The organism is Pseudomonas jessenii, from assembly GCF_002236115.1.
GTDB lineage: Bacteria > Pseudomonadota > Gammaproteobacteria > Pseudomonadales > Pseudomonadaceae > Aquipseudomonas > Aquipseudomonas jessenii.
The window spans coordinates 485788-503431 of sequence record NZ_NIWT01000002.1 but is presented as its reverse complement, the minus strand read 5'-3'; the positions used below and the strand labels follow the sequence as shown (position 1 = coordinate 503431).

12 protein-coding genes are annotated in these 17644 nt (G+C 60.1%); 4 read left to right on the top strand and 8 right to left on the bottom strand.

Going from position 1 to position 17644, the window contains the following annotated elements:
- Positions 1–135: 135 nt before the first annotated feature.
- The 5 genes from topA to PSJE_RS06895 all read right to left on the bottom strand — a co-directional run bounded on the left by topA (position 136) and on the right by PSJE_RS06895 (position 7618).
- A complete protein-coding gene (topA, locus tag PSJE_RS06915) occupies positions 136–2763 on the bottom strand; it encodes a type I DNA topoisomerase (RefSeq protein WP_090454100.1) in 2628 nt (875 codons plus the stop codon).
- 114 nt (positions 2764–2877) lie between these two features.
- Positions 2878–3114, bottom strand: a complete 237-nt coding sequence (locus PSJE_RS06910; RefSeq protein ID WP_057715655.1) for a DUF1653 domain-containing protein — start codon at positions 3112–3114, stop codon at positions 2878–2880.
- 94 nt (positions 3115–3208) lie between these two features.
- Positions 3209–4384 (bottom strand): acetyl-CoA C-acyltransferase FadA, encoded by a 1176-nt coding sequence (gene fadA / locus PSJE_RS06905; RefSeq protein ID WP_090454098.1) that lies wholly within the window; start codon positions 4382–4384, stop codon positions 3209–3211.
- Between the two features lie 29 nt (positions 4385–4413).
- A complete protein-coding gene (gene fadB / locus PSJE_RS06900; protein ID WP_057715656.1) occupies positions 4414–6561 on the bottom strand; it encodes a fatty acid oxidation complex subunit alpha FadB in 2148 nt (715 codons plus the stop codon).
- Positions 6562–7180: 619 nt separating this feature from the next.
- Positions 7181–7618: a hypothetical protein gene (locus PSJE_RS06895; RefSeq protein WP_090454096.1), complete on the bottom strand. Its 438-nt coding sequence runs from the start codon at positions 7616–7618 to the stop codon at positions 7181–7183.
- A gap of 104 nt (positions 7619–7722) precedes the next feature.
- Here PSJE_RS06895 and PSJE_RS06890 point away from each other — a divergent pair, with 104 nt between their 5' ends.
- The gene (locus PSJE_RS06890; RefSeq protein WP_046041383.1) at positions 7723–8163 is read left to right on the top strand and encodes a universal stress protein; all 441 of its coding nucleotides are present in this window, start codon (positions 7723–7725) and stop codon (positions 8161–8163) included.
- 183 nt (positions 8164–8346) lie between these two features.
- On the opposite strand, the gene PSJE_RS06885 is transcribed toward PSJE_RS06890, so the two are convergent.
- Positions 8347–10266: an ATP-binding cassette domain-containing protein gene (locus tag PSJE_RS06885; RefSeq protein WP_008022990.1), complete on the bottom strand. Its 1920-nt coding sequence runs from the start codon at positions 10264–10266 to the stop codon at positions 8347–8349.
- A 215-nt stretch (positions 10267–10481) separates the two neighbouring features.
- Between PSJE_RS06885 and PSJE_RS06880 the strand changes: the two genes are divergently transcribed.
- Positions 10482–12410 carry a transglycosylase SLT domain-containing protein gene (locus PSJE_RS06880; protein WP_057715658.1) on the top strand — a complete coding sequence of 643 codons (1929 nt, stop codon included), beginning with the start codon at positions 10482–10484 and terminating at the stop codon, positions 12408–12410.
- 99 nt (positions 12411–12509) lie between these two features.
- Here the strand turns inward: PSJE_RS06880 and PSJE_RS06875 are convergent, their stop codons facing one another.
- Positions 12510–14297, bottom strand: a complete 1788-nt coding sequence (locus tag PSJE_RS06875) for an ABC transporter transmembrane domain-containing protein (RefSeq protein ID WP_167362886.1) — start codon at positions 14295–14297, stop codon at positions 12510–12512.
- Positions 14298–14548: 251 nt separating this feature from the next.
- Here PSJE_RS06875 and PSJE_RS06870 point away from each other — a divergent pair, with 251 nt between their 5' ends.
- Positions 14549–14728 (top strand): PA1571 family protein, encoded by a 180-nt coding sequence (locus PSJE_RS06870; RefSeq protein ID WP_057715660.1) that lies wholly within the window; start codon positions 14549–14551, stop codon positions 14726–14728.
- A gap of 90 nt (positions 14729–14818) precedes the next feature.
- Here the strand turns inward: PSJE_RS06870 and pdxB are convergent, their stop codons facing one another.
- Positions 14819–15961: a 4-phosphoerythronate dehydrogenase PdxB gene (gene pdxB / locus PSJE_RS06865; protein ID WP_090454092.1), complete on the bottom strand. Its 1143-nt coding sequence runs from the start codon at positions 15959–15961 to the stop codon at positions 14819–14821.
- Between the two features lie 255 nt (positions 15962–16216).
- Here pdxB and PSJE_RS06860 point away from each other — a divergent pair, with 255 nt between their 5' ends.
- Complete coding sequence (locus PSJE_RS06860) at positions 16217–17611, top strand: MATE family efflux transporter (RefSeq protein WP_057715662.1); 1395 nt, start codon at positions 16217–16219, stop codon at positions 17609–17611.
- The last annotated feature ends 33 nt before the right edge of the window (positions 17612–17644 follow it).

Sequence of the window (17644 nt, the reverse complement as noted above, 5' to 3'; positions counted from 1 at the left end):
GGTTCTCATGCGGCCTTGCGCACTGTAGGAGCGAGCTTGCTCGCGATGGACCTGAGAGCAACGCGGGCATTCTGAAGGCCCGCGTCATCGTTGACGACCATCGCGAGCAAGCTCGCTCCTACAGGGGGCGCGGCTTTAAGCCTTGGCTGCCGGACGCTTGTCTTCAACCGTCCACTTGCCACCGTCGTAGTAAGCCTTCCAACCGGTTGGCTTACCGTCAACTTCGGTCTGCACGTACTGTTCCTTGGTCTTGCGGCTGTAACGGATCACGGCTGGCAGACCATCCGGATCTTTCTTCGGCGCTTCGCAGAGGAAGTGATACTTCGGATCGATCTCATCCTTGTGCGGGATGATTTCCATCACCAATGGAGCACGAGTCTCGCGGTTTTTCGGGAACTGGCTGGCCGCCAGGAACAGACCGGATGCACCGTCGCGCAGAATGTAGGTGTCGTTGACCTTTTCGCACTTCAGCTCAGGCATCTTCACCGGATCCATCTTCGGCGGCGCGGCATCACCACTCTTCAGCAGTTTGCGGGTGTTCTTGCAGGTGGCATTGGTGCAACCGAAGAACTTGCCGAAACGGCCGGTCTTGAGCTGCATCTCGCTACCGCACTTGTCGCACTCCAGGCTCGGACCTTCATAGCCCTTGATGCGATAGGTGCCCTCTTCGATTTCGTAGCCATCGCAATCCGGGTTGTTACCGCAGATGTGCAACTTGCGCTTTTCATCGAGCAGGTAGGCGTCCATCGCCGTGCTGCAGATCGGGCAGCGATGCTTGCCACGCAACACCAGCGACTCCGACTCACCCTCGTCGTCCGCTGCGATTTCATCGCCCGGCACCAGGTTGACGGTGGCCTTGCAGCGCTCTTTCGGCGGCAGGCTGTAGCCCGAGCAACCGAGGAACACGCCGGTCGACGCGGTACGGATCTGCATCGGCCGGCCGCAGGTGGTGCACGGAATGTCAGTCATGACGGGCTGATTGGCCCGCATGCCGTGTTCCGGGCTTTCGGCTACTTCGAGTTTCTTCTTGAAGTCGCCGTAGAACTCGTCGAGCACGTTTTTCCAGTCGCGTTCGCCCTGGGCCACGTCATCGAGATGCTCTTCCATGCCGGCGGTGAAGCCGTAGTCCATCAGGTTGGAGAAGCTTTCGGCCAGACGCTCGGTGACGATGTCGCCCATCTTTTCCGAGTAGAAACGACGGTTGTGCAGCGCCACGTAGCCGCGGTCCTGAATAGTCGAAATGATCGCCGCGTAGGTCGAAGGACGACCGATGCCGCGTTTTTCCATTTCTTTTACCAGGCTGGCTTCCGAGTAACGCGCCGGCGGCTTGGTGAAGTGCTGGGTCGGATCAAGCTTGATCAGCTTCATCGCGTCGCCCTGGGCCATGTCCGGCAGTACGTCGTCATCGCCTGGCTTGGCGATTTGCGGCATGACACGGGTGTAACCGTCGAACTTCAGGATGCGGCCCTTGGCGCGCAGCTCGAAGTCGCCGGCACCGACAGTGACCGTGGTCGACAGGTATTGCGCCGGCAGCATCTGGCAGGCGAGGAACTGGCGCCAGATGAGCTCGTAGAGGCGCTCAGCGTCACGCTCCATGCCCGACAGCTTGCTTGGCTCAGTATTGGCGTCGGACGGACGAATCGCTTCGTGAGCCTCTTGTGCGCCTTCCTTGCTGCTGTAGACGTTCGGGGTTTCCGGCAGGTATTTCTTGCCGAATTCGCCTTCAATATAGGCACGCGCCATCGCCACGGCATCAACCGAAAGGTTGGTGGAGTCGGTACGCATATAAGTGATGTAGCCAGCTTCGTAAAGACGCTGGGCCATCATCATGGTCTTCTTCACACCGAAGCCCAGGCGATTGCTTGCGGCTTGCTGCAAGGTGGACGTGATGAAGGGTGCCGACGGCTTGCTGCTGGTCGGCTTGTCTTCGCGCTTGACGATGCTGTAGCTGGAAGCCTTGAGCTTCTCCAGCGCGGCCATGGCCTGGGTTTCATTGAGCGGCTTGAAGGCTTCGCCTTTCTCGCGGGCCACGTCGAAGCGCACGGTCGCGCCTTTTGCGGTGCCGAGGTCGGCGTGAACTTCCCAGTACTCTTCCGGGTTGAACGCGCGGATTTCACGTTCGCGCTCGACCACCAGCTTCACGGCAACCGACTGCACGCGACCAGCGGACAGACCGCGAGCGATCTTGGCCCACAGCAGCGGCGAAACCATGTAACCCACCACGCGGTCGAGGAAACGACGCGCCTGCTGGGCGTTGACGCGATCGATATCCAGCTCGCCTGGTTTCGAGAAGGCTTCCTGAATCGCCTTCTTGGTGATTTCGTTGAACACCACGCGCTTGTAGCGGGTATCGTCACCACCAATGGCTTCGCGCAGGTGCCAGGCAATGGCTTCCCCCTCGCGGTCCAAGTCGGTTGCGAGATAGATGGTGTCAGCATCCTTGGCGAGCCGGCGCAGCTCTTCGATGACTTTTTCCTTGCCCGGGAGGATCTCGTACTTGGCTTTCCAGCCATGATCCGGATCGACACCCATGCGCGCGACCAGCTGCTTGCGCGCTTTTTCTTTCGGCGACAGTGCCGGCACTTCACCCGCAGCAGCCTTGCCGCGCTTGGCGGCTGGCTCTTTGCTGGCGCTAGCCGAACCGCTGGTGGGCAGGTCTCGGATATGGCCGATACTCGACTTCACCACGTATTCGTTGCCCAAATACTTGTTGATGGTCTTGGCCTTAGCCGGGGATTCCACAATGACCAGCGATTTGCCCATGGATCAGAAAATTCCTGAATTCGAGAAGTGAAAGGCGGTTGGCGCCTGACGCGGCACCGCTATATATAGTGGCTACAAGATGAGGTCAAGCGCAGGGCTCTGCGCGCACTCCCCTTATGGCTGCGGAAAAACGCTCGGTTCGGCCTGCACCAAAGCAAAGCGTGGCACCTGTTCGCCGTCAACCTCGACGGACTCCAGGAACATGCTCAAGGGACGCACCCAAAAGCCGTAATCGCCATACAGGGCTTGGTAGAAGACCACTTCTTCTTCGGTTTCCGAATGCCGCGCAACACTGAATACGCGGTACTGCGGACCTTTGTAATGTTGGTAGAGCCCAGGTTGTATCGGCATGCTTTGGCCCTCACTCAAATTTTTTCAAAATAAAAAATAAATCCGGAAAAACAAAAACCGGGGCACTTGGCCCCGGCTTCCATCAACGAGACGCTTAAACGCGTTCGAAGATGGTGGAGATGCCTTGGCCGAGACCAATGCACATGGTGGCTACCCCGAAGGTACCGCCATTCTGCTTCATCACATTGAGCAAAGTGCCGGAGATACGCGCACCGGAGCAACCGAACGGGTGGCCCAGGGCGATCGCGCCGCCGTGCAGGTTAACCTTCTCGTTCATCTTGTCGAGTACTTTCAGATCTTTCAGCACTGGCAGGGCCTGTGCGGCGAAAGCTTCGTTGAGCTCGAAGAAGTCGATGTCGGAAATGCCCAGACCCGCGCGCTTCAGTGCTTTTTGTGTGGCCGGTACTGGACCATAGCCCATGATTGCCGGATCCACACCTGCCACTGCCATCGAACGAATCACCGCCAGAGGCTGGATACCCAGATCCTGTGCACGCTGCGCCGACATCACGATCATGCACGAGGCACCATCGGTGATCTGCGACGAGGTACCGGCTGTCACGGTGCCGCCCTTCGGATTGAACGCCGGCTTCAGAGCCGCCAGGCTTTCCAGGGTGGTTTCCGGACGAATGGTTTCGTCGTAGTCGAAGGTTTTCAGGAAACCGTTCTCGTCGTAGCCCTGCATCGGGATGATTTCGTCTTTGAACTTGCCTTCCACGGTCGCCTTGTGGGCGAGTTGGTGGGAGCGCACGCCGAAAGCGTCCTGCTGCTCGCGAGTGATGCCGTGCATCTTGCCCAGCATTTCCGCGGTCAGGCCCATCATGCCCGAGGCTTTCGCCGCGTACAGCGACATGTGCGGGTTCGGATCGACACCGTGCATCATGCTCACGTGACCCATATGCTCGACGCCACCAACCACGAAAACGTCACCGTTGCCGGTCATGATTGCTTGCGCGGCAGTGTGCAGAGCGCTCATGGACGAGCCACACAGGCGGCTGACAGTCTGGCCGGCCGAAGTGTGCGGGATCTGGGTCATCAGCGACGCCATGCGCGCGATGTTCCAGCCCTGCTCCAGGGTCTGGTTCACACAGCCCCAGATCACGTCTTCGACTTCGTTCGGGTCGACCTTGACGTTACGTTCCAGCAGTTTGCTGATCAGGTGCGCCGACATGTCTTCGGCACGGGTGTTGCGGTGCATGCCGCCCTTGGAGCGGCCCATCGGAGTACGACCGAAGTCGACAATCACGACGTCTCTAGGATTCAAGCTCATAAGTTCACTCTCACTCTAGTTGGGGGCGCTTAACCGAAGAAGCTCTGGCCGTTTTTGGCCATTTCGCGCAGCTTCGCGGTCGGGTGGTACAGCGCGCCCAAATCAGCGTACTGGTCAGCCAGGGCAACGAACTCTGCCACACCGATCGAATCGATGTAACGCAGCGCACCGCCACGGAATGGAGGGAAACCAATACCGTAGACCAGACCCATGTCGGCTTCGGCAGCGGTTTCGACGATGCCGTCTTCCAGGCAACGCACGGTTTCCAGGCACAGCGGGATCATCATCCAGTTGATGATGTCTTCGTCGGTGACTTCGCGCTGCTCGTAAACGATCGGCTTGAGCACTTCCAGTACCGAAGGATCGGCAACCTTCTTCTGCTTGCCTTTCTTGTCGGTCTCGTAGGCGTAGAAGCCCTTGCCGTTCTTCTGGCCCAGGCGCTTGGCTTCGTAGAGCACGTCGACGGCCGAGCGACGGTCGTCCTTCATGCGGTCCGGGAAGCCTTCGGCCATTACGTCACGACCGTGGTGACCGGTGTCGATGCCGACCACGTCCATCAGGTAGGCCGGGCCCATAGGCCAGCCGAATTTTTCCATGATCTTGTCGATACGGACGAAGTCCACACCGGCGCTGACCAGCTTGGCGAAACCGCCGAAGTACGGGAACAGGACGCGGTTGACCAGGAAGCCCGGGCAGTCATTGACCACGATCGGGTTCTTGCCCATTTTCTTGGCGTAGGCAACGGTGGTGGCAACAGCCAGCTCGCTGGACTTCTCGCCACGGATCACTTCCACCAGCGGCATCATGTGCACCGGGTTGAAGAAGTGCATGCCGACGAAGTTTTCCGGACGCTTGAGGGCCTTGGCCAGCAAGGTGATGGAAATGGTCGAGGTGTTGGACGCCAGGATGGTGTCCTCCTTGACCTTGTCTTCAACTTCGGCCAGTACCGCTTGCTTGACCTTCGGGTTCTCGACGACCGCTTCGACCACCAGATCCACGTGACCGAAGTCGCCGTAAGACAGGGTTGGACGGATGCCGTTGAGCACTTCAGCCATTTTCGCGGCGGTCATGCGACCTTTATCAACGCGGCCGACCAGCAGTTTGGCGGCTTCGGCCAGACCCTGCTCGATACCGTGCTCGTTGATGTCCTTCATCAGGATCGGCGTGCCTTTGGAGGCCGACTGATAGGCGATACCGCCACCCATGATGCCGGCGCCCAGTACGGCGGCCTGCTTCACGTCCTTGGCGATTTCGTCGTAGGCCTTGGCCTTTTTCTTCAGTTCCTGATCGTTCAGGAACAAGCCGATCAGGCTCTGCGCAGCAGAGGTCTTGGCCAGTTTGACGAAACCTGCAGCTTCAATTTCCAGCGCCTTGTCGCGACCGAAGTTCGCGGCTTTCTGGATGGTCTTGATCGCTTCAACCGGCGCCGGGTAATTCGGACCAGCCTGGCCGGCCACGAAACCCTTGGCGGTTTCGAAAGCCATCATTTGTTCGATGGCGTTCAGCTTCAGCTTTTCCAGCTTCGGCTGGCGCTTGGCCTTGTAGTCGAACTCGCCGGAGATGGCGCGCTTGATCAGTTCCAGCGCGGCATCCTGCAGTTGCTCAGGAGCAACCACGGCGTCGACGGCGCCGACTTTCAGCGCGTCTTCAGGACGGTTTTCCTTGCCGGCGGCGATCCATTCGATGGCGTTGTCGGCACCGATCAGGCGCGGCAGGCGCACAGTACCGCCGAAGCCCGGGTAGATGCCCAGCTTGACTTCCGGCAGACCGATCTTGGCCTTGGTGGACATGACGCGGTAGTCCGCCGCCAGGCACATTTCCAGACCGCCACCCAACGCGATGCCATTGATCGCGGCGACGGTCGGGACGTTGAGGTCTTCGAAATCGCTGAAAATCTTGTTGGCTTCGAGGTTGCCAGCAACAAGTTCTGCATCCGGCAGCTTGAAGTTGTCGACAAATTCGGTGATGTCGGCGCCGACGATGAACACGTCCTTGCCACTGCTGACGATCACGCCCTTGATCGAAGCATCTGCCTTGATGGTGTCTACGGCCTGACGCAGTTCGTTCAGGGTTAGACGGTTGAACTTGTTGACGGACTCACCCTTGAGGTCGAACTTCAGTTCGACGATGCCACTTTCAAGAGCCTTAACCGTGATGGCTTTACCTTCGTAAATCATCAACTGATCTCCACGATATGGAAGCTGAACAGTACACGTCGGACGCAGGCGAACGGCTTGGCAGGGACGTTGATCGTCAATGCTACGCCCATTCCCCCGGCACACCCGCCAACGCGATAGTCGGGATTCTGTAGGAGCGGTCTGAAATACAAACGCTCAATTCATACGCCCGTTTGATTTGGGTACGTCACCTTCACGGAATTCCCGACAATTGTCAATCGCCCGAAACACGGGTTGAAACGCGACTTTCCGGTCATATCCGTACTGCGAAGACCTTAAACACGCTTGAGCATGCAAGGTCATTCATAGAATCAATTGTTAGAAAGTTCGCCCTAATTCGCTGCAGCCCGTGTTTAACAAGCTACGCTGGCGGAACCCAGGGGAAAATTTTGAACGCTTTTGGCGAATGCCCAGCGTAAGATCAGCCAACACCGTTTTTACCGGCCTGCCTGGCCAACTCCAGCCCGATGATGAATGTCGGGCTTTTTATTGCCTGCGAAAAACACCTGTAGGAGCGAGCTCGCTCGCGATGGACGTCAACGATGACGCGGGAAGCCTGGCACCCCGCGGCGCTCTCAGGTTCATCGCGAGCAGGCTCGCTCCTACAGGGGATCGGGTTTCAGGCGAGGGCTTTGAGGGTGGCGTCGATCTGCTGCAACACCTCGGCCTCGCCCTTCTCGCCCCAGTACAACGTGATCATTTGCTTGTCCGCCTCGACTTTGTAGACGTTGGCCGGCAATTTTTCGAAATGATCGAGCAGTGCCCTGTCTTCACAGATTTCCTGCCATTGATTGACCCAGACACCCGGTGATTTTTGCCAGTAACTCCAGCACGCCGGCTGATTGCCACGGCGAGGACGATGGTACTGGGCGCAGGGGCTCGGCGGCTCCTGGCTGAGCCAGTGCGGCCACTCCTGAGGCGCCAATTGCATGGCCAGCCCGATGCGCCGAGCCTCCATCCGCAAGGCGATGCGCCCGCTCTGAACTCGCGACGGCCGCAACCATGCCAGCGGACTCAGCACCACCAGCAGGATTGACACCACTATCCAGACCGTCATATCTGTACTCCCGAATTTGAATGAGCCCATTGTGTCACTTTGGAACCAATGCGCTTGAAACCAGCCATACTTACCAATATTGCATCCCCCAGGAGGAGCACCTCATGCCCTACAACCACATTCTGGTCGCTGTAGATCTGACCGAAGAGTGCGACCCTGTGATTCACCGCGCTCGCGAACTGTCGGTGAGCAACGGTGCGAAATTGTCGCTGGTGCACATTGTCGAGCCGATGGCGATGGCCTTCGGCGGCGACGTGCCGATGGACCTGTCACAACTGCAACAGCAGCAGTTCGATCAGGCCAAGGAGCGCCTTGACCGCTTGATCCTGAAATACCCGGAGCTCTCCAGGGAATACAGCCACCTGACCTACGGACAGCCACGCCAGGAGATCCACCACCTGGCCAAGGAGCAAACCTGCGACCTGATCGTGGTGGGCAGCCATGGCCGGCATGGTCTGGCACTGTTGCTGGGCTCCACCGCCAATGACGTGCTGCATGGCGCGCCTTGTGATGTGCTGGCGGTGCGTCTGCAAAACAAAAGCTGACAACACGCCCCTGTAGGAGCGAGCCTGCTCGCGATGAACCTGAGAGCGCCACGGGGTGTCAGGCTCCCCGCGTCATCGTTGACGACCATCGCGAGCAAGCTCGCTCCTACAGGGGGATTGCATTTCATATGAAAAGCCCGGCGTTCATCACTGAACGCCGGGCTTTTTTTGTTACCGGGTCAATCAGGCATCCAGCTCGGCCCAACGCTCGACCATGATGTCGAGTTCAGCCTGCAACTGCTCCAATTGAGCAATCACCGCAGCCGTTTCGGCCGCCGGACGCTGATAGAAGCCGGCATCCGCCATCTGTGCTTCAACGGCGGCAATCTGCTGCTCCATGGCCTCGATCTGCCCCGGCAACGCTTCCAGTTCGCGCTGTAATTTGTAGCTGAGCTTTTTCTTCGCCACTGGCGCTTCGACAGCTGCAGCAACCGGCGCAGGCTCGGCCTTCACCACTGCGGAGTTCAGGTCGGCCTTGCCGGACTTGCTCTCGGTCACACCCAGCAGACGCGGCGAGCCGCCCTGGCGCAGCCAGTCCTGGTAACCACCGACGTACTCGCGAACCTTGCCTTCACCTTCGAAGACCAGGGTACTGGTGACCACGTTGTCGAGGAATGCCCGGTCGTGGCTGACCATCAGTACGGTGCCGTTGAAGGTCAGCAAGACCTCTTCCAGCAGTTCGAGGGTTTCGACGTCGAGGTCGTTGGTCGGTTCGTCGAGTACCAGCAGGTTCGCCGGCTTGCTGAACAGCTTGGCCAGCAACAGACGGGCACGCTCACCACCCGACAGCGCCTTGACTGGCGTGCGGGCACGCTGCGGGCTGAACAGGAAGTCGCCGAGGTAGCTCAGCACGTGGCGGCTCTGGCCGTCGATATCGATGAAGTCGCGACCTTCGGCCACGTTGTCGATCACGGTTTTTTCCAGATCCAGCTGATGGCGCAACTGGTCGAAGTAGGCGACATCGATCCGGGTGCCCTCTTCCACTTTGCCGCTGGTCGGCTGCAAGCCGCTGAGCATCAGCTTCAGCAGGGTGGTCTTGCCGGTACCGTTGGCGCCGAGCAGACCGATACGGTCGCCGCGCTGCAGCACCATGGAGAAGTCCTTGATCAGGAACGGACCGTCCGGGTGAGCGAAACTCACGTTATCGAGGACCATTACCTGCTTGCCGGACTTGTCGGCGGTTTCCAGCTGGATATTGGCCTTGCCGGTACGCTCACGACGCTCGCTGCGCTCGACGCGCAAGGCTTTGAGCGCACGTACGCGACCTTCGTTACGGGTGCGACGGGCCTTGATGCCCTGGCGAATCCACACTTCTTCCTGGGCCAGGCGCTTGTCGAACAGCGCGTTGGCGGTCTCCTCGGCCGCCAGTGCGGCTTCCTTGTGCACGAGGAAACTGGCGTAGTCGCCGTTCCAGTCGATCAGGCCGCCGCGATCCAGTTCGAGGATGCGGGTTGCCAGGTTCTGCAGGAAAGAACGGTCGTGCGTGATGAACAGCACGGCGCCCTGGAAATCCTTCAGCGCTTCTTCAAGCCAGGCGATGGCACCGATGTCCAGGTGGTTGGTCGGTTCGTCGAGCAGCAGCAGGTCCGGCTCGGACACCAGGGCCTGGGCCAGCAGGACGCGACGACGCCAGCCGCCGGACAACTCGGCGAGGGTCTTGTCGGCCGGCAGTTGCAGGCGGCTCAGGGTGCTGTCGACGAGGGTCTGCAAGCGCCAGCCATCGCGGGCTTCGAGGTCGTGCTGGACGTGCATCAGCTTGTCCAGATCGGCGTCAGTGACGATGTTCTGGCTCAGGTGGTGATATTCGGCGAGCAAGGCGCCAACGCCGTCCAGGCCTTCGGCCACCACGTCGAACACTGTCCGCTCGTCGGCCACCGGCAATTCTTGCGGCAATTCGCCGATCTTGAGCCCGGGTGCGCGCCAAACGGAGCCGTCATCGGGCTTCTGGTCGCCCTTGACGAGCTTCATCATGCTGGACTTGCCAGTGCCGTTGCGGCCGATGATGCACACCCGCTCACCACGGGCGATCTGCCAGGACACCTTGTCCAACAACGGCATAGCGCCGAAAGCAAGGGACACATCGCTGAATTTGAGCAGGGTCATGAGCTTCTCCAAAAACCGGGCGCGCATTCTACCTGACTTGAGGCTTCAGAAGGCCGGCAATTTCACTCTCGTAGCACTCTGCATGACAAATGTTGCGAACTGATGCGGGAAGACCCGCAAAGCTTTCACCGGCTGCTGGCAAAAGGCTAAGCTACAGACAATTCAGCGCGGGCCTGGCCCGCGCTTGTCATGATTTTTCTCTGCCCGGACGTCTCATGCGCAGTCGCCTTTTCAATCTTTTATCTGCTTTTTTACTGTCTGCAGCTGCCGTTCAATCCGCCCAGGCGGTGGACCTGTCCACCCAACGCCAGTATTACGATGAAGCCAAGCGCGCCCTGGCCAAGGGCGATAGCGGACCGTATTTCCGTTACAGCCAGGCCCTCGCCGATTATCCGCTGGAACCCTACCTGGCGTACGACGAACTGACCGCGCGCCTGAAAACCGCGAGCAACGCCGAAATCGAGAAATTCCTCGCCGAACACGGCGACCTGCCCCAGGCCAACTGGATGAAGTTGCGTTGGTTGCGCTGGCTGGCGGAACGGGGCGACTGGGCGACCTTCGTCAAGTACTACGACCCGAAAATGAACTTCACCGAACTGGACTGCCTGAATGCGCAGTACCAGATCAGCCACAACCTCAAAGCCGAAGGTTACGCCAACACTGAAAAGCTCTGGCTGACCGGTAAATCCCAGCCCGAAGCCTGCGATGCCCTGTTCGGCATGTGGGCCGCCGATGGCCAGTTGACCGAGCAAAAACGTTGGGAACGCGCCAAACTCGCCGCCCAGGCGCGCAACTATCCCCTGGCCAACAGCCTGATCAACGGCATGACCACCCTCGCCCCTCGCGGCCGCTTGCTGGTGGACGTGGCGCAGAAACCGGAACTGCTCAACCAGCCGTCACGCTTTACCCCGGCCGATGAAGCCATGTCCGATGTGGTCAGCCTCGGCCTGCGCCGCCTGGCTCGTCAGGACCCGGACAGGGCCATGAATCTGCTCGACGGTTACGCCAGCAGCATGCATTTCTCCCGGGATGAAAAAGTGGCGATCGCCCGGGAAATCGGGCTGACCCTCGCCAAACGTTTCGACAGTCGAGCCCTGGACGTCATGACCAAATACGATCCGGAACTGCGCGACAACACGGTTTCCGAATGGCGCTTGCGCCTGCTCCTGCGCCTGGCGCGCTGGGACGATGCCTATCAGTTGACCCGCCGCCTGCCCCAGGACCTGGCCACCACCAACCGCTGGCGTTACTGGCAGGCCCGCACCCTGGAGCTGGCGCAACCGCAGAACCCGGAAGCCCAGACCCTGTATCGAAGCGTGGCTCGTGAGCGCGACTTTTATGGGTTCCTCGCGGCGGATCGCTCGCAGTCACCCTATTCGCTGAATAACAAGCCGCTGGTGATGAGCCAGGCGCTGATCAACAAAGTGCGCAACACCCCCGGCATACGTCGCGCCCTGGAGTTCCACGCTCGCGGGCAAATCGTCGACGGGCGCCGCGAGTGGTACCACGTCAGCCGTCACTTCAGCCGCGACGAAATGGTCGCCCAGGCCAAACTGGCCTACGACCTGAAATGGTACTTCCCGGCCATTCGCACCATCAGCCAGGCGCAGTACTGGGACGATCTGGATATCCGTTTCCCGATGGCCCACCGCAACACGCTGGTGCGTGAAGCGAAGAATCGCGGCCTGCATCCGAGCTGGGCGTTTGCCATCACTCGCCAGGAAAGCGCCTTCATGGAAGATGCCCGCTCCGGGGTCGGCGCCTCGGGCCTGATGCAACTGATGCCCGCCACCGCCAAGGAAACCGCACGCAAGTTCAGCATTCCCTATAGCTCGCCACAGCAACTGTTCAACCCGGACAAGAACATCCAGCTCGGCGCCGCATACCTGAGCCAGGTGCACAGCCAGTTCAACGGCAACCGCGTCCTCGCCTCCGCCGCCTACAACGCCGGCCCGGGCCGAGTGCGCCAATGGCTGCGCGGTGCGGACCACCTGAGTTTCGACGTGTGGGTGGAAAGCATTCCGTTCGACGAAACCCGCCAGTACGTGCAAAACGTGCTGTCGTATTCGGTGATCTATGGCGAGAAGCTCAACTCGCCGCAGCCAATCGTGGATTGGCATGAGCGGTATTTCGACGATCAATGATCACTGCAGGAGCGAGCCTGCTCGCGATGGACATTAGAGTGCCGCTGGGTGTCAGGCATCCCGCGTCATCGTTGACGACCATCGCGAGCAGGCTCGCTCCTACAAGAGTTCCCCAGCGTTAATCAATCCATCACTGAACTGCAACGCCGCCAACCGCGCATACAACGCATTGCTGGCAATCAGTTCCAGATGCGTGCCCACCGCCACCAGTTTCCCCTGATCCATCACCGCGATTCGGTCGGCGTTTTTCACCGTGGCCAGGCGATGGGCGATCACCAGGGTGGTCCGGTTTTTCATCAGTGTCGGCAGCGCCTGCTGGATCAGGTGTTCGCTTTGGGCGTCGAGGGCGCTGGTGGCTTCGTCCAGGAGCAGGATCGGCGCATCCATGAGCAACGCACGGGCGATGGCCAGGCGTTGGCGCTGGCCGCCGGACAAGCCGAGGCCACCGTCTCCCAGATGAGTCTGGTAACCATTGGGCATGGCTTCGATAAAGTCATGGGCGTAAGCGATTTTTGCCGCTTCCTGTACCTCGGCCAACGTCGCGTGCGGATTGCCGTAGCGAATGTTTTCTTCAATGCTGCCGAAAAACAGCGCCGGGGTTTGCGACACCAGGGCAAAACAGCGACGCAGGTCCAGCGGGTCGAGTTGAGTCAACGGCACGCCATCAAGCAGGATGCGCCCCTCGGCCGGGTCGTAAAAACGCAGCAGCAAGTCATACACCGTGGATTTTCCGGCCCCCGATGGCCCGACCAGCGCCAGCGTCTCACCGGCATTGACGGTCAGGCTCAACCCGTCAACAGCATAATTTTCCGGCCGCGACGGGTAGGAAAAACGCACATTGTGCAGTTGTAGTTGGCCATTGACCCGCTCCGGCAGCTTCACCGCGCCCGCCATCGGCGGCAGGATGATGTTTTCCGAACGCAGCAACTCGGCAATCCGCTCGGCCGCGCCGGCTGCCCGCTGCAACTCGCCAATCACTTCGCTCAACGTGCCGAACGCGCTGCCGACAATCAGGCTGTAGAACACGAACGCCGCCAGCTCGCCAGCGGAAATTCGCCCGGCGATGACGTCCATGCCACCAACCCAGAGCATCACCCCGACCGCACCCAAGACCAACACGATCACCAGGGTAATCAGCCAGGCCCGCTGGAAGATGCGCTTGCGCGCGGTGTTGAACGCCTCTTCCACCGTCACGGCAAACCGTCGCTCGTCCTGGGCCTGATGGTTGTAGGCCTGCACGGTCTTGATCTGCCCCAGGGTTTCGGACACATAACTGCCGATATCGGCAATCCGGTCCTGACTCAGGCGTGAGAGGTTACGCACCCGGCGTCCGAAGATCAGGATCGGCGCGATCACCAGGGGCAAGGCAACCACCACGATGCTGGTGAGTTTGGGGTTAGTGATGAACAGCAGGACGATCCCACCGATCACCATCAGCAAATTGCGCAGGAACAATGACAGCGAAGAACCGATAACCGATTGCAGCAGCGTGGTGTCGGCGGTCAGGCGGGACTGGATTTCCGAGCTGCGATTGTCTTCGTAAAACCCCGGGTGCAGGTAAATCAGATGATTGAACACGTTGCGGCGGATATCGGCGACGCAGCGCTCGCCGATCCACGACACCAGGTAAAACCGTGCAAAGGTTCCTATCGCCAATCCCGCCACCAGTAACATGAACAGACCGATGGACTGATTGAGCAGATGCGGTGACTGGGTCATGAACCCCTCGTCCACCAGCAGGCGGATGCCTTGCCCCATGGACAAGGTGATGCCAGCGGTGACGATCAACGCCAGCAAAGCGCCAAAGGCCTGCCAGCGATATGGCGCGATGAAGCGACTGGCCAGGCGAATGGCACGGCGGTGACGGGCAGAGAGCATCGTAATCATCCTGGACAAGGCAATCATTAGGGTCAGCCTATACCGCTCAATGGGGTGGCTTGCTGCAAATCACAATGAGTCGGGTTAATTATGTCCGCCAACACTAGAGGCTAGACGCTATTGGTCTAAAGTTCGGGTAGCCACGTGGTGGCATTTCTGGTGGACTGGTTCTGCCCCCCAGGAAAGATCGCAGGGAGTTGTCATAGCCCGGTCACCTGGCGGTTCTACAGTAAGCACACAACCTGATGAGGAGACAGGCCATGTCCTTGCAACACAGCAGCGATGACAAGATTCAAGTGATCCGCACGCAACCAGACCAGTCTCTGGGTTGCTCGATTATTGACGAGCAGGGTCGCGAAGTACCGATCACTGAAGAAATGATCCAGAAAGCTTGCAGCGAACTGGATAAGCGATTGGTCAAACCTGCCAAACAAAAGTGATATAGCCACCGTCTTCTTGACCCGGCCCATTGTTGGCCGGGTTTTTTATGGGCGCCTGTCCGGACATTGTGGGGCGCCCTTCGCGGTCTATCAGACTGCCGTTGCCCCCAACGCCGCCACAATCCTCTGCAACTCAGGCGCATCCCCCTCGATCCGCACCTGCAATCCGTCGATCTCTCGACGCGAAGGATAATTCTTGCGCAACGCATCAAATGCCGTTCGCTGTTCGCTGACACTGCCGACAAGGCTGCGACGGAAGTCCGCATCGTCACGTCGCGGGTCATACACGCCACGGCACAGCATCGCCAACGCCCAGGCCGGGTCACTTTGCGCATTGAGGGTCACGTGCGACAGCCACGGCGCCGGCAGCAAATCGCCCAGGCTGACCCGGGCTGGCTGCCCAAGGAAATCGCAATAGGCCTGATAAATCTGCGCGGTGCCCCGCTGCTTGCCGTCGAGGCTGTAGCCGGCAATGTGTGGCGTTGCCAGCACGCAGAGTTCGGCCAGCGCCACGTCGACTTCAGGCTCGCCTTCCCAGACATCGAGCACCGCTTGCAGGTCTTCGCGCTCCAGCAGCACGTCGCGCAGTGCTGCATTGTTGACCACCGGCCCGCGACTGGCATTAATCAGCCAGGTGCCGGACCTGAGCTGGTTCAGGTGTTTTTCATCGAACAAATGCCAGGTCGATTGCTGACCCTGTTTAGTCAATGGCGTGTGCAGACTGATGACGTCGCACTCGTCGATGATCTGCTCGAGGCTGACGTAGTCTCCACCTTCCGCAGTTTGCCGTGGCGGATCGCACACCAGCACCTTCCAGCCCAGGCCTTGCAATACCTTGACCAGGCGTCCACCCACTTCGCCGGCACCGACCACGCCGTAGGTACGCCGGGTCAGGTCGACACCCTCGATTTCGGCAAGGGTCAGCAGACTGCCGAGCACATAGTCGACCACACCACGGGCATTGCAGCCCGGCGCGCTGGACCAGGTGATACCGGCCTGCTGAAAGTAATTCAGGTCCAGATGATCGGTGCCGATGGTGCACGTACCGACAAAGCGCACCTTGCTGCCCTCGAGCAGCGCGCGATTGACGTTGGTCACCGAGCGCACCAACAGCACATCGGCCTGCTCGACCGTGGCACGGTCGATGGCGCGACCCGGTACCCGGCGGATTTCACCGAAGCCTTCGAAGAAGGCATCGAGCAGAGGGATATTTTCGTCGGCAACAATCAGCATGGCAGGCTCCTTTGGCGGGTTGGCAGTGTAGGCGCAGAATTCATCTCTGTGTAGGAGCGAGCATGCTCGCCATGGGCGTTAACGATAACGAGGGCTGCCTGAATGAACGCGGCGCCCTCACATTCATCGCGAGCGAGCTCGCTCCTACAGGGAGAGCGGAGCGATTACAAATACCCAACACAGTCTTTTCCTGACCGAAGCGTCAACGCGTAGAATGCGCAGCCCTGCGCATCAAAACCTCTGGACGCTTCGCTTGTGAATTCCGTGACTGACACTACCGCCGCCCCACGCACGACCCCGGTTCGCCTGGAACTCAAGGGCCTGCTCGGCCTGGCCCTGCCGATCATGATCGCGCAACTGGCCACCACGGCCATGGGCTTCGTCGATGCGGTGATGGCCGGCCGCGTCAGCCCACGGGACCTGGCATCGGTGGCCCTGGGCAACTCGATCTGGATTCCGGTCTACCTGTTGATGTCCGGCGTCCTGCTGGCAACCACACCCAAGGTCGCGCAACGCTTTGGCGCCGGGCAGTTTGACGAAATCGGCCCGCTGGTACGCCAGGCGCTGTGGCTCGCATTGTGTGTCGGGTTGATCGGCAGCGGCCTGTTGCTCGGTGCCGAGCCGATCCTGCACTGGATGAAAGTCGATCCGCAATTGATCGAGCCGAGCATGGGTTACCTGCACGGGATCGCCTTCGGCTTGCCGGGCATGGCGTTCTATTACGTGCTGCGCTGCTACAGCGATGGCATGGGTCGGACCCGTCCGAGCATGGTCATCGGCTTGTGCGGCCTACTGCTGAACATCCCGCTGAACTACACGTTGATCTATGGCCATTTCGGCGCACCGGCCCTGGGCGGTGTTGGTTGCGGCTGGGCCAGCGGCATCGTGATGTGGTTCATGGCGTTGAGCATGGCCGGCTGGACCTTCTGGGCCCCGTTCTATGCCCGCACCCGTGTACTGGTGCGCTTCGACCGGCCGAAATGGGCCGTGATCAAGCGCCTGGTCAGCATTGGTCTGCCGATCGGTATCGCCGTCTTCGCCGAGTCCAGCATCTTCGCGGTCATCGCCCTGTTGATCGGCAGTCTCGGCTCCACCGTGGTGGCCGGGCATCAAATCGCCCTGAATATCAGCTCGTTGCTGTTCATGATTCCTTATTCGCTGGGCATGGCGGTGACCGTGCGGGTCGGCCAGGCACTGGGGGCCGGCAATCCTTGGCAGGCGCGCTTCGCGGCGAAGGTCGGGCTCGGCGCGGCACTGGTGTTCGCGGCGTTCTCGGCGGCACTGATCCTGCTCCTGCGCGAACCTATCGCCTCGATCTACACGCCTGACAAGGCCGTGATCCAGATTGCGTCGATGTTGATTGTGTATGCCGCGCTGTATCAGTTTTCCGATGCCATCCAGGTGATCTGCGCTGGCGCGCTGCGTGGGTACCAGGACACACGGGTGACGATGATCCTGACCTTGTTCGCCTATTGGGGCATCGGCCTGCCGGTCGGCTACGTGCTGGGACTGACCGATTGGTTCGGTCCGGCCAGCGGCCCGAGCGGGCTGTGGGAAGGGTTGATTGCCGGTTTGAGCTGTGCGGCGCTGATGCTGTCGATCCGACTGACGCTCAGTGCGCGCCGGCGGATTCGTAACAGCCAGGGTTGATCGCCACAACCCTGTAGGAGCGAGCTTGCTCGC

Bases quoted from the DNA above. Each gene is read 5' to 3' on its own strand.
- topA (WP_090454100.1), bottom strand. From the start codon at position 2,763: ATGGGCAAATCGCTGGTCATTGTGGAATCCCCGGCTAAGGCCAAGACC.
- PSJE_RS06910 (WP_057715655.1), bottom strand. From the start codon at position 3,114: ATGCCGATACAACCTGGGCTCTACCAACATTACAAAGGTCCGCAGTAC.
- fadA (WP_090454098.1), bottom strand. From the start codon at position 4,384: ATGAGCTTGAATCCTAGAGACGTCGTGATTGTCGACTTCGGTCGTACT.
- fadB (WP_057715656.1), bottom strand. From the start codon at position 6,561: ATGATTTACGAAGGTAAAGCCATCACGGTTAAGGCTCTTGAAAGTGGC.
- PSJE_RS06895 (WP_090454096.1), bottom strand. From the start codon at position 7,618: ATGACGGTCTGGATAGTGGTGTCAATCCTGCTGGTGGTGCTGAGTCCG.
- PSJE_RS06890 (WP_046041383.1), top strand. From the start codon at position 7,723: ATGCCCTACAACCACATTCTGGTCGCTGTAGATCTGACCGAAGAGTGC.
- PSJE_RS06885 (WP_008022990.1), bottom strand. From the start codon at position 10,266: ATGACCCTGCTCAAATTCAGCGATGTGTCCCTTGCTTTCGGCGCTATG.
- PSJE_RS06880 (WP_057715658.1), top strand. From the start codon at position 10,482: ATGCGCAGTCGCCTTTTCAATCTTTTATCTGCTTTTTTACTGTCTGCA.
- PSJE_RS06875 (WP_167362886.1), bottom strand. From the start codon at position 14,297: ATGATTACGATGCTCTCTGCCCGTCACCGCCGTGCCATTCGCCTGGCC.
- PSJE_RS06870 (WP_057715660.1), top strand. From the start codon at position 14,549: ATGTCCTTGCAACACAGCAGCGATGACAAGATTCAAGTGATCCGCACG.
- pdxB (WP_090454092.1), bottom strand. From the start codon at position 15,961: ATGCTGATTGTTGCCGACGAAAATATCCCTCTGCTCGATGCCTTCTTC.